At 45.9% G+C, this 12,790-nt stretch carries 11 protein-coding genes; 2 read left to right on the top strand and 9 right to left on the bottom strand.

All coding sequences use genetic code 11. From position 1 onward, the window contains the following. Window positions 1-68: 68 nt before the first annotated feature. From PL85_RS00770 to yfbV, 4 genes are all read right to left on the bottom strand, one after another. Complete coding sequence (locus tag PL85_RS00770; protein ID WP_010319725.1) at window positions 69-863, bottom strand: ABC transporter ATP-binding protein; 795 nt, start codon at window positions 861-863, stop codon at window positions 69-71. Then, window positions 860-1,804, bottom strand: a complete 945-nt coding sequence (locus PL85_RS00765; protein ID WP_013856502.1) for an ABC transporter permease — start codon at window positions 1,802-1,804, stop codon at window positions 860-862. Before PL85_RS00765 ends, PL85_RS00770 begins: the two co-directional genes overlap by 4 nt. A gap of 59 nt (window positions 1,805-1,863) precedes the next feature. Continuing rightward, window positions 1,864-2,829 (bottom strand): ABC transporter substrate-binding protein, encoded by a 966-nt coding sequence (locus PL85_RS00760; RefSeq protein ID WP_017048094.1) that lies wholly within the window; start codon window positions 2,827-2,829, stop codon window positions 1,864-1,866. 358 nt (window positions 2,830-3,187) lie between these two features. After that, the gene (yfbV, locus tag PL85_RS00755) at window positions 3,188-3,640 is read right to left on the bottom strand and encodes a terminus macrodomain insulation protein YfbV (RefSeq protein ID WP_013856500.1); all 453 of its coding nucleotides are present in this window, start codon (window positions 3,638-3,640) and stop codon (window positions 3,188-3,190) included. 348 nt (window positions 3,641-3,988) lie between these two features. On the opposite strand from yfbV, the gene PL85_RS00750 reads away from it, so the two are divergent. Together PL85_RS00750 and pta are read left to right on the top strand one after the other, a co-directional pair. Next, entirely contained in the window at window positions 3,989-5,185 is a 1,197-nt protein-coding gene (locus tag PL85_RS00750) for an acetate kinase (RefSeq protein WP_013856499.1), read from the top strand. A gap of 172 nt (window positions 5,186-5,357) precedes the next feature. Continuing rightward, window positions 5,358-7,502, top strand: coding sequence for a phosphate acetyltransferase (gene pta / locus PL85_RS00745; RefSeq protein WP_013856498.1), 2,145 nt, complete (start codon window positions 5,358-5,360; stop codon window positions 7,500-7,502). A 79-nt stretch (window positions 7,503-7,581) separates the two neighbouring features. Here the strand turns inward: pta and PL85_RS00740 are convergent, their stop codons facing one another. From PL85_RS00740 to oppB, 5 genes are all read right to left on the bottom strand, one after another. Next, window positions 7,582-8,532 carry a glutathione S-transferase family protein gene (locus tag PL85_RS00740; RefSeq protein ID WP_094123759.1) on the bottom strand — a complete coding sequence of 317 codons (951 nt, stop codon included), beginning with the start codon at window positions 8,530-8,532 and terminating at the stop codon, window positions 7,582-7,584. A 197-nt stretch (window positions 8,533-8,729) separates the two neighbouring features. Continuing rightward, window positions 8,730-9,722, bottom strand: a complete 993-nt coding sequence (gene oppF / locus PL85_RS00735) for a murein tripeptide/oligopeptide ABC transporter ATP binding protein OppF (RefSeq protein ID WP_010319732.1) — start codon at window positions 9,720-9,722, stop codon at window positions 8,730-8,732. Beyond that, window positions 9,719-10,690, bottom strand: a complete 972-nt coding sequence (oppD, locus tag PL85_RS00730; RefSeq protein WP_010319733.1) for an ABC transporter ATP-binding protein — start codon at window positions 10,688-10,690, stop codon at window positions 9,719-9,721. Before oppD ends, oppF begins: the two co-directional genes overlap by 4 nt. A 22-nt stretch (window positions 10,691-10,712) precedes the next feature. Further along, entirely contained in the window at window positions 10,713-11,615 is a 903-nt protein-coding gene (oppC, locus tag PL85_RS00725; RefSeq protein ID WP_010319734.1) for an oligopeptide ABC transporter permease OppC, read from the bottom strand. A 15-nt stretch (window positions 11,616-11,630) separates the two neighbouring features. Beyond that, a complete protein-coding gene (gene oppB, locus PL85_RS00720; RefSeq protein ID WP_013856495.1) occupies window positions 11,631-12,551 on the bottom strand; it encodes an oligopeptide ABC transporter permease OppB in 921 nt (306 codons plus the stop codon). Window positions 12,552-12,790: the final 239 nt, after the last annotated feature.

The following is a 12,790-nucleotide window of genomic DNA, read 5'->3' as shown; positions in this document are numbered from 1 at the left end:
GAGAAAGCCTGTTGCTGCTTAGTCAACTACTGTGTTAACTAACCCTCTGTGATAACGAAATAAAACCATTAACTGAGTAGAAGGCTATCATCTGCCAGCTCTTCGCCTCGAACTTTCGAAAACATTTCCAGTAGATCAGGCACTTTCATATTGGCACGCTGCTCACCAGACACATCAAGAACAATTTCACCTTGGTGAAGCATTACAGTGCGATCACCACACGCTAAGGCATCTTTCATCGAGTGCGTTACCATCATCACCGTCAAGTTAAATTCTTTGACGATTGTTTTGGTCAAATCAATGATAAAGGCCGCCATTCTAGGGTCCAGAGCCGCAGTGTGCTCATCAAGCAGTAACAATTTACTGTCAGATAAGGTTGCCATCACTAAGCTAACCGCTTGACGCTGCCCACCAGACAGTAGGCCGATGTTATCGCCTAAACGATCTTCTAATCCCAAACCAAGGATAGCGATTCGCTCTTGAAACAACTTGCGACGTGATGAAGAAAGTGACAGCCCCCACCCTCGGCGCTTGCCGCGCATGTAGGCTAAAGCCATATTCTCTTCAATGGTTAAATCGCCACATGTACCGGCAAGTGGGTCTTGGAACACGCGAGCGCATAAACGTGCACGCTGATCCACGCTCTGGCGCGTGACATCGACTTCATCGATGAGTACTTTGCCTGCCATCATGGGCGTTTCGCCCGTTACAGCGCCTAATAAGGTCGATTTCCCTGCACCATTTGAGCCAATCACAGTTAAAAATTGATGTTCAGGTACTTCGAGGTGAACACCTCTTAACGCTCTATTTTCTAAAATTGTGCCAGGGTTAAACGTGACTTGAATATCTTCTAAACGAATCATAATGTTTCTCCTGACGCTTTATCCTGCTTAGCAACAACCGACTTCTGAGCAGGAGAATTACCCTTTTTTGCTTTGAAGTTCCTTTTCATTTTTGGCGCAATCAGTGCGATGGCCACCAGCACAGCAGTAACTAAGTTGAGATCAGATGCCTGCAAACCGAACATGCCCGAGCTCAAAGCAAAGGCGACCGCTAAACGGTACAGCACTGAACCGACGATGACCGCCAGCACTGCAACCCAGATCCGGCGACCAGGGATCAACGTCTGCCCCAAGATCACAGCAGCAAGGCCAACGACAATTGTCCCTACGCCCGAAGTTACATCAGCAAAACTGTTGGTTTGCGCAAACAGTGCCCCAGCAAAACCGACAAAACCATTCGATAACGCAAGAGCAAAATAGGTATAAAACGAGGTGCTTCCGCCTTGTGCTCTCACCATGCGGGCATTAACGCCCGTAGCACGCAGTCCAAGTCCAAAGTCACTGTTTAATAATCGCACCACAAACCAGGCCGAAATCAAGACCAATACACCCACGACCAGCGGGCGAATGTAAACCGAGTCACCCATGGCTTCAAAGGGCGTAAGAATGGTCTCCTCCCCAAGCAGAGCAATATTGGGGCGTCCCATAATACGAATATTGATGGAGAAGGCGGCAATCATGGTGAGAATCGACGCCAATAGATGCAAAATACCGCAGCGAACCGCAAGAAATGCAGTCACCCAACCGGTAAAGGCACCCGCAAGTATTGCCATTCCTGTAGCAACCCAAGGGTTAATACCTGCCACAATCGCCGTTGCGGCCACCGCAGCGCCCATCGGGAAGCTGCCGTCAACGCTTAAATCGGGGAAATCAAGGACACGGAAAGTGAGGTAAACACCCAATGCCACTAATCCGTACAGCAGCCCTATCTCTAGAGCGCCAAAAAAAGCAAAAGCAGACATAACAACTCCTTTCTCTGCTTAAACAGAGCTAAAGCCTTCGCTCTAGCTCTGAATGGTCTTTATTTTACGCTCGTAGCACGATCAAGTACTGACTGAGGAATCGTTACGCCCAGTTTTTCCGCTGCGGTTTTGTTGATCATTAAATCAGACCCTTTGGCCACTTTAACATCCAGTTTACCCGGTGCTTGGCCTTCCAAGATAGCGACAACATAGTCCGCGGTTTGTACGCCAATTTGGTAATAATCAAAGCCAAGGCTAGCAATCGCTCCGCGTTCAACATAAGAGGTTGCTGCGCCAAATACTGGGGTCTTAGCTTGGTTTGCCGAAACAATCATCCCTTCAATCGCACTGGCGACAGTATTATCAATCAAGGCATAGATAATGTCTGATTTTGAGGCAATCGCCTGTGTCGCAGTTTGTACGTCTGCGCTTTTTAAGGCTGTCGCTTCAATAAGTTTAATGCCATGTTTTTGAGTGCTCGATTTAAGCAGTTCCATCAAGCTCACTGCATTCGCCTCTCCGGGGTTATACACTACCCCGATAGATTTCACGTTTGGCATGATCTCTTTGATCAGCTCAATGTGCTGTTCAACTGGCGATAGATCAGAAAGCCCGGTCACGTTCTTACCCGGTTGCTCAAGTTTTTTTACCAATTTAGCACCGACAGGATCGGTCACCGCCGTGAACACGACAGGAATAGTTTTGGTTGCAGAGACGAGCGCTTGCGCCGTGGGGGTTGCGATGCCGACTAACACATCAGGATTTTCCCCGACAAATTGGCGCGCAATTTGAACAGCAATGGCTGGGTTGCCTTGCGCGGTTTTAAAATCAAAATCTAGATTTTTGCCTTGTTCATAACCTTTTGCTTTTAAACCATCAAGTAAACCTTGTCTGGTTGCGTCTAAAGCTGGGTGCTCAACAATTTGCGATACGGCGACTTTCGCTGTTTTGGCCATGATGCTTGTGGAAGAGAGTAATACTGCTCCTGCAAAAACGGCGGTAACAATGGCTTTGCCTGCTTTCATCTTAACTCCTTGATTTAAGCATTATACCCTTCCTACTTAAAGCGGTAGCAGTGCTAGCAAATGCGCTCATCCCGTTAAACACAGTTAACCTGTGCCACATTAGGATTCATCCCATTGCAGATTGCTTACAACTTCACATTGTTTGGGTATACATGTTGGATGTTGTGTTTTTAATATTTTTATGTACGCGCACTGAGCGTCGCTGACAACATTATTACCAGTAACTCAGGCTAAAGGGAAGTGAGGTTTAACAGTAAAGTAACAAAAAGAGAGATAAGAATAAGGCGAAAGTTGAATAACAAAGAGGAGTTCACTGCGGAAGTCCTCTTTGCCTTTTATTCACATGCTACCTGGGTGGCTAGAACCAGCGTTCTAACGCGGCGTCATCTAACTGACGGAATGCTCGGTTGAGGATAGCAGCCAGCTCTTTGTATCTCGGCTTCGCTTTGATTGGCTCTAAAGCAAAACCAGTATCGACAATCTTCTGGTACAGCTCTCGGTACCACCCAGCAAGCGAAGGTGGAAGTTGGGTATTGGCGCGGTTTCCCAGCCACCACATACCTTGTAGCGGTAAGCTTATGGCAAAAAGTGCCACTACCACTGCTTGGGGCATCGCCTGTGTATTTTCAAAAACCATCTGTGTCAGTACACTGATTGCGGCGATAGCTGGCATAGCCTTAACGCCAAAACGCGTGGCTTTAATGATCCGTTGCTCAGGAAAAATGAGGCCTAGCTCTTTGCGCACAGGCCAAACATCCATATATTTCTGACCATCTTTCAGGCTGTGAACGATTCCAACTTTGTTATTCATAGCGCGCCCTCACTCTCGATGCTGCCCATTCAACTAAAAAATAGTTTAATGATTCAACTAATCTAGTAAAAAATTGATAGAAGTTAATATTATTTCAATTTTTTTTTGTTATATTGGCCCATTATCGCTATTCTTTGCGAGCCCTCAATCTCATTGTTGCCGTTATTTACAATTTAGGCAACTCCGAGATGACATCTGCAAGGAATGCATCGACGACTTTACGTTAAAAGCCCCGTCTCATGATACGGAAATTCAAGTTTTATTGACCAAGATTAGTAGCGCTCCACAACGCTTCTACTATTCTTGAGATTGATTTTTATCTTAAACGATTATTACAGGTAGTCACACATGTCTAAGCTAGTTTTAGTTTTAAACTGCGGTAGTTCTTCTCTTAAATTTGCTGTTGTTGATGCAGAAACAGGTGCTGAGCACCTATCAGGTCTTGCTGAATGTCTTCACCTTCCTGAAGCACGTATCAAGTGGAAACTTGACGGTAAACACGAAGCGCAACTAGGCGAAGGTGCAGCGCACGAAGAAGCACTCGCGTTTATGGTTGAAACTATTCTTGCTTCTAAGCCAGAGCTTAAAGCTAACCTTGGCGCTATCGGTCACCGTATCGTACACGGTGGTGAGCAGTTCACTCAATCTGCACTTATCTCTGATGATGTACTGAAAGGTATTCAAGACGCTGCAACCTTTGCACCGCTTCATAACCCAGCACACATCATCGGTATCGAAGCCGCTAAGAAAAACTTCCCTGAGCTTCAAAACGTAGCTGTGTTTGATACTGCGTTCCATCAAACTATGCCTGAAGAGTCTTTCCTATACGCTCTTCCGTACAATCTATACAAAGAGCATGGTATCCGTCGTTATGGCATGCATGGTACTTCACACTTATTCATCACTCGTGAAGTTGCAGGCCTACTCAACAAGCCAGTTGAAGAAGTTAACATCATCAACTGTCACCTAGGCAATGGTGCTTCTGTTTGTGCGATCAAAAACGGTCAATCAGTTGATACTTCAATGGGTCTAACGCCGCTTGAAGGTTTGGTGATGGGCACACGTTGTGGTGACATCGACCCTGCAATTATCTTCCACCTGCACGATGCACTGGGTTACTCTGTTGATCAAATCAACACTATGCTAACCAAAGAGTCTGGCCTACAAGGCTTAACACAAGTGACTTCGGATTGCCGTTTTGTTGAAGATAACTACGGTGAGAAAGAAGAAGCGACTCGTGCAATGGACGTATTCTGCCACCGCCTAGCAAAATACGTGGCTGGCTACACAGCAAGCCTTGACGGTCGCCTAGACGCTATCGTCTTCACTGGTGGTATCGGTGAGAACTCAGGCCCTATCCGTGAAATGGTACTAAACCGTTTGGCTATCTTCGGTATCGAAGTCGACAGCGCAGCAAACCTAAAAGCACGTTTTGGCGGCGAAGGTGTTATCACAACGGCAAACAGCCGTATTCCAGCTATGGTTATCTCGACCAATGAAGAGCTAGTGATTGCTGAAGATACTGCTCGTCTGGCAGGTCTTTAATTGACTTTCTGGCTAACTCTCTGAGTTAGCCAGTTTTTTACCGGGGCTCAACCCTTAGTTTTTAGCGATTTAGGTCAGCAGGCTTATTTCCAAAGAAGGTCATGTTGGGCTTTGTTCCTTTTTCAATCTAGTTTCGGTTAGATTGATTTCAATAGTTTGAGGTACTCTACTCATGTCCCGTACTATTATGCTTATCCCTATCAGCGCTGGTGTTGGTCTTACCAGCGTGAGCATGGGTGTCCTTCGCGCCATGGAGCGTAAAGGTGTTAGCGTTTCTTTTTATAAGCCTATTGCACAACCTCGCTCGGGTGGCGATCAACCTGATCTCACTTCAACGATTATCGGTCGCAACAGCGACATCAGCATTGCAGAACCGATGATGATGTCAGCGGCAGAAACGTTGATCGGTAGCGAAAAGATGGATGTGTTGCTTGAAACCGTCGTTGAGCGTTACAACCACATCAATAAAGATTCTGAGGTAACGCTGATTGAAGGCCTTGTGCCAACACGCAAACACCCATTTGCGAACCAAGTGAACGCAGAAATTGCCAAAACACTGGGCGCAGAAATTGTGTTTGTCGCGACACCGGGAACAGACAACCCAACTCAGTTGAAAGAGCGTATTGAAGTTGCGTGCTCAAACTTTGGTGGAACAAAAAATAAAAACATTTCAGGTGTTATTATCAACAAGCTTAATGCCCCTGTTGATGAAGCAGGCCGCACTCGCCCTGACTTATCAGAAATTTTTGATGATGCAGATAGCGCGAAACAAGCCAATTTAGAAGTGATGCAGATCTTCAACACCAGCCCAATTCGTGTGTTAGGTTGTGTGCCTTGGAGTATCGACCTTATCGCGACTCGTGCTATTGATATGGCCAAACACCTGAAAGCTGAAATCATTAATGAAGGTGAAATTAAGTCTCGCCGTATTAAGAGCATCACTTTCTGTGCGCGTTCTTTGCCACACATGATTGAGCACTTTAAGCCAGGGTCACTCTTAGTGACATCGGCCGATCGTCCTGATGTGATTGTTGCCGCCTCTCTGGCCGCAATGAATGGCGTTGAAATTGGTGCGGTACTGCTGACTGGCGGTTACGATATGCCACAAGAGATTGTGAACCTATGTAAACCAGCCTTTGAAAGCGGATTGCCTATTTTTAAAGCACAAGGTAACACTTGGCAAACGTCACTCAACCTACAAAGCTTTAGCCTAGAAGTTCCAGCTGACGATAAAGAACGTATCGAGTTCATCAGCGATCATGTTGCTAGCCACATCGATGGCCCTTGGATTAATTCGCTCACTGAGGGCACGCAAGGTATTCGTCGCCTTAGCCCGCCAGCATTCCGTTACCAGTTAACTGAGTATGCTCGTCGTGCAGGTAAACGTATTGTGCTTCCTGAAGGGGATGAACCACGCACAGTGAAAGCGGCCTCTATTTGTGCTGAGCGCGGTATTGCGACTTGTGTTCTACTTGGTAACCCTGATGAAATCCGCCGCGTTGCTGCGCAGCAAGGTGTTGAGTTAGGTGCTGGCGTTGAAATTATCGATGCTGACTCAGTGCGCGAAAACTACGTTGCTCGCTTGGTTGAGCTGCGTGGTTCAAAAGGCATGACAGAAGTTGTGGCTCGTGAAAAACTGCAAGATTCAGTATTCCTTGGCACAATGATGCTTGAAGCGGATGAAGTTGACGGTTTGGTTTCTGGTGCGGTTCATACCACAGCCAACACCATTGTTCCTCCATTCCAAATCATTAAGACCGCGCCAAATGCCTCGATTGTATCCTCTATCTTCTTCATGCTATTGCCTGATCAAGTGTTGGTATATGGCGACTGCGCCATCAACCCAGATCCAAATGCTGAACAGCTTGCTGAAATTGCGATTCAATCGGCCGATTCTGCGGCAGCATTCGGCATTGACCCGCGCGTGGCGATGATCTCCTACTCGACAGGTGAATCAGGTAAAGGTGCTGATGTAGATAAAGTGCGTGAAGCGACGCGCATTGCTCAAGAGAAACGTCCAGATCTTATTATCGACGGTCCTCTGCAATACGATGCTGCAATCATGGAAAACGTGGCGGCTTCTAAAGCACCAAACTCTCCAGTCGCTGGTAAAGCAACGGTATTTGTCTTCCCTGACCTAAACACAGGTAATACAACTTACAAAGCAGTACAACGCTCAGCAGACCTTGTTTCTATCGGTCCAATGCTGCAAGGCATGCGTAAACCAGTAAACGATTTGTCTCGCGGTGCGTTGGTTGACGACATTGTTTACACAATCGCGTTGACGGCGATTCAAGCAAGCCAAGAAACAAAATAAAATTCTTAGCTTAACTTGCTGATTAAAAGGCTCTTATGTATCACATAAGAGCCTTTTTTATAGCACACTTCCACCCTCGTTATAACCCAATAAAACCGCGCTCATGGGGCGTATCAAGATCAAGATCCGGCCCCTTAGGTACCACTTGCGTTGGGTTAATACCGATATGGCTGAAATAATAGTGGCGTTTGATGTGGTAAAAATCGGTCGTTTGTTTGATACCGTCGATTTGGTAAAGCTCTTTTAAGTAACCGCTTAAGTTCTCATAATCGGCGATACGCTGTTTATTGCATTTAAAATGCCCGACGTAAACAGCATCAAAACGGATAAGTGTAGTGAATAAACGCCAATCCGCCTCGGTGATCTGGTTACCGACCAAGTAGCGATACGTCGCTAAATGATTGTTGACCTTATCTAATGCCGTAAAGAGTGCATCATAAGCATCGTCATAGGCCTCTTGCGTGGTCGCAAACCCACATCGATAAACGCCATTATTAATATTGGGGTAAATATACGCATTCCATTCATCGATAGCTTTGCTGAGTGCTTGCGGATAGTAGTCGTGCTGGTTACCCGTTAACTCATTAAATGCACTGTTAAACATGCGAATAATCTCAGAAGATTCATTGCTAACAATGGTATTGGTCTTCTTATCCCACAGCACAGGTACAGTTACTCGCCCTGAATAATCTACCTTTGCTTTGGTGTAGATTTGGTGGAGCTTGGTATAGCCGAACAGAGGTTCAGGAATACCAAAAGACCAGCCTTCACTTAGCATGTCAGGACAAACGACCGTGACATCAATGTGTTCGGTGAGTGATTTGAGTTGGCGAAAAATCAATGTACGGTGAGCCCAAGGGCATGCCAAAGAGACATACAAATGATAACGGCCCGATTCTGGTTGAAATCGTGCATCTGGCTGGCTGTCGACCCAGTGTCTGAATCCTGCGTCTTCGCGTACAAAATGCCCAGCGCTGCTTTTGGTGTCATACCAAACATCGTGCCAGACGCCTTCAACTAATTTTCCCATGATCTCCACTCCTCATTCCGATGACTTTTTTATTATAAGTAGGATAGAAAATGGTAAAACCGGAGGAAGTTGTCCTTGTTATTCAGAAATTTTGAACAGTGCGATTTATCTATACCCAATTTGTCTATACCTAAGCGCACAGATAAAAAAAGCGCGACCCAGAAATGCGTCGCGCTTAAGCCTGTCACAGGCTAAATTTAGAGCTCGACATGTAAACAAGACACAGCATGTTCATCACTGCCTTTAATCTGCGGTTTTTGCTGTGCACAGATTTCCGTCGCTTGAGGACAGCGGGTACGGAAAACACATCCAGAAGGCGGGTTGATTGGCGAGGGTAAATCCCCTTCTAGCATCTGAATTTTCTTAGCACGCTCCAGTTTCGGATCTGGAATTGGCACAGCCGACATCAAAGCTTTGGTGTAAGGGTGTGATGGATTCGCAAACAACGCCTCAGAGGTGCCAAGCTCGACCGCATTGCCTAAATACATCACGAGTACACGATCAGATATGTGTTTCACTACCGATAAATCATGGGCAATAAAAACCAAACTTAAACCAAGCTCATTTTGCAGCTCTTTGAGCAGGTTAACCACCTGCGCTTGGATTGAAACATCCAAAGCAGAAACTGGCTCATCACAGATGATCATTTTCGGTTTTAAAATGAGCGCACGGGCAATACCAATACGTTGACACTGACCACCAGAGAATTCATGGGGATAGCGGTTAATGACGTTCGGCAATAAACCGACTTTTGTCATCATCTCTTTTACACGGTCCTTTACTTCTTGCTTCGAAAGTTCTGGATAAAAGGTTTGAAGTGGCTCTGCAATAATATCGCCAACCGACATTCTTGGGTTCAATGACGCCAGTGGGTCTTGGAAAATCATCTGAATTTGCTTACGGGTTTTGCGACGCTCAACCTCATGCATTTTCGTCAAATCATTTCCTAGCCACACCACTTCACCCTCGGTGGCTTCGACTAAACCAATGATCGCTCGCGCAAAAGTAGACTTTCCGCAACCTGATTCGCCTACTACGCCGAGAGTTTCACCCTCATATAGGCGCACATTAACGCCATCTACGGCTTTTAGGTTGGATGGTTTAGACCACGGCCACGCGGATTTAGAGGCAATGTTGAAGTGAACTTTGAGGTTCTTTACATCCAGTAATAATGGTTTTTGTTCGCTCATTTAACCCAAGCCTCCCAATCAGAAAAACAGGCACGTTGGCGACCATCGGCAAATGGCAATAAAATAGGTGCTTCACGTTTACAGCGTTCTGTCACTCGGTGGCAGCGCTCTTGATAAGGGCAACCCGGTGGCAATCGTAGCAAGTTAGGTGGGTTTCCAGGAATTGTTGGTAATATTTCACCTTCCGTATCCAAACGAGGAATGGCTTTTAATAAACCTTCAGCGTAAGGGTGACTCGGGTTATAGAAAATTTCATCCACAGAGCCATATTCCATCGTACGCCCAGCATACATTACCAATACTTTGTCACATGAACCCGCAACCACACCCAGATCATGGGTGATCATGATAATGGCGGTATTGAATTCGCTTTTGAGCTCGTTCAACAAATCCATAATTTGGGCTTGCACCGTTACGTCCAATGCGGTGGTGGGTTCATCGGCAATCAGTAACTTAGGCCGGCATAACAACGCCATTGCAATCATAACGCGTTGACGCATACCGCCAGAAAACTCATGCGGATACATGGTAATTCGCTTACGCGCTTCGGGGATTTTAACTGCCTCTAGCATACGTACCGACTCTTCAAATGCGGCCGACTTGCTCATTCCTTTGTGCAGCATCAGTACTTCCATCAACTGCTCGCTGACCTTCATATAAGGATTCAGTGACGTCATTGGGTCTTGGAAGATCATCGCAATTTGTTCAGCACGCACTTTGTTCAAGGCTTTTTCTGGCAAATTGAGGATCTCTTTCCCTTCAAATTTTGCGCTGCCCGTGATAATACCGTTTTTGGCAAGTAGGCCCATAATAGCGAACACGGTTTGCGATTTACCAGAGCCAGACTCCCCTACGATACCGAGGGTTTCGCCTTGCTCCAGTGAAAAAGTTAAATCGTTGACAGCAGTGACAATACCATCTTGAGTGGTAAATTCGACCCGCAGATCTTTGACATCTAATAAGCTCATTATTGCTTCCTTAATCTTTTAATTATCGGTCTTTAGGATCAAGCGCATCGCGCAGACCATCACCGACATAGTTAAAGCAAAACAGGGTGACCACCATGAACGCGGCTGGGAAAGCAAGTTGCCAAATAGCGACTTCCATTGTTTGTGAACCTTCTTGTAGAAGTGCTCCCCAGCTTGTCATCGGCTCTTGAACACCAAGACCAAGGAAAGATAAAAATGACTCTGTCAAAATCATACTTGGGATCAACAGCGTCGAATAGACCGCTACAATACCCAACACGTTTGGCACAATATGACGTGTAATAATTTTCCAGTTGCTGACTCCACATACATGTGCCGCTTCAATAAACTCTTTGCTGCGTAGGCTCAAGGTTTGGCCACGCACAATTCGCGCCATATCAAGCCATGCAATTGCACCGATAGCGACGAAGATAAGTACGATATTGCGGCCAAAGAACGTGACCAAAACAATCACAAGGAACATGAAAGGAACAGCGTATAGAATCTCCAAAATACGCATCATAATGCGGTCTACTTTACCGCCGATGAAGCCCGACGCCGCACCATAAAGTGTGCCGATCAGAACAGCAACCAACGCGCCCATAACACCAACCATCAGCGAAATTCGCCCACCAACTAAGGTACGCACATACAAATCACGCCCAAGGCTATCGGTGCCAAACCAGTGATCCGCATTGGGCCCAACGTGCATTGAATACCAGTCCGTATCGTCATAGGTATACGGGGCCATCATCGGTAGTACGATCACCGCAAGGGTCATCATCGTCAGAATACATAAACTGACCATGGCCGCTTTGTTACGCATAAAGCGAATGCGCGCATCTTGCCATAAGCTGCGGCCCGCTATTTCTAAGTTTTCAGAAAACTTCTCAACCGCGGCTAGGTTTTCTCTTTTCGTTAACATAACCATACGTCCCTGTTAGTAGCGAATTTTCGGGTCAATGACCGCAAGCAAAATATCAACAATGGCGTTGAAAAGAATAAATAAGAAACCAATTAAAATGGTTACACCCATCACCAATGAGTAATCGCGGTTAAATGCAGCGTTAACAAACAGCTTACCGATACCCGGTAGACCGAAAATCGTTTCAATCACCACAGACCCCGTAATAATACCGACAAACGCAGGCCCCATGTACGACACAACAGGCAGTAAAGCAGGCTTCAACGCATGGTTAACAACGATATAGGGATAACTCAATCCTTTCGCGCGTGCCGTGCGAATAAAATTGCTGTTGAGTGTTTCTATCATTGAGCCACGGGTGATGCGGGCAAAGGTGGCAATATAGAGCATCGACATACCCAGCACTGGCAGCACTAAATATTGGAAACTTCCATCTAACCAGCCGCCAGCGGGGAATATTTTCCAATGCAAGGAGAAGAGATAAATTAAAGCTGGGGCGAGAACAAACGACGGCATCACCACGCCAATCATTGCCGTCGACATGATGGTGTAGTCAATCCAAGTGTTGTGTTTTAGTGCGGCAATAGTACCGATGGAAACACCCGCGATAACAGTAAAAATAAAAGCGATAAAGCCGACTTTTGCCGAGACAGGCAAAGCAACGGCGATCAATTCATTCACCGTATAATCTTGGTATTTGAATGATGGGCCAAAATCACCTTGTAAAATATTGGTCAAGTAGGTGAAGTATTGCTCAGACACAGGTTTGTCTAAGCCATATTTGGCCTCAATGTTGGCCATCACTTCCGGTGGTAAAGGACGTTCGCTTGAGAATGGGTTACCCGGAGCGAAACGCATGAGAAAGAAAGATACTGTGATCAACACCAACATGGTTGGTATCGCTTCCAATATCCTTTTTGCGATGAATTTAAGCATAAACTCACTCTTTCAGTCTGTGACAATGAAAATTAGAAAGACGCTGCATGTAAATTACTATCTGAAGATAGCTACATGCAGTGTCTAAGTCGTTATATTGTTATCAGCGTAAGGGGCTTACTTTGCTTTGATATAGAGATCTTTTGAGTAGATCTTTTCTTCGGCGTTATCAATCGCAAAACCACCAACTTGGGGATTAAGCAAGCGAGCTCTTACATATTGATAAATTGGAATAATAG

Source organism: Vibrio anguillarum, assembly GCF_001989995.2.
Lineage (GTDB): Bacteria > Pseudomonadota > Gammaproteobacteria > Enterobacterales > Vibrionaceae > Vibrio > Vibrio anguillarum.
This window is presented reverse-complemented; position numbering and strand designations above follow the sequence as displayed.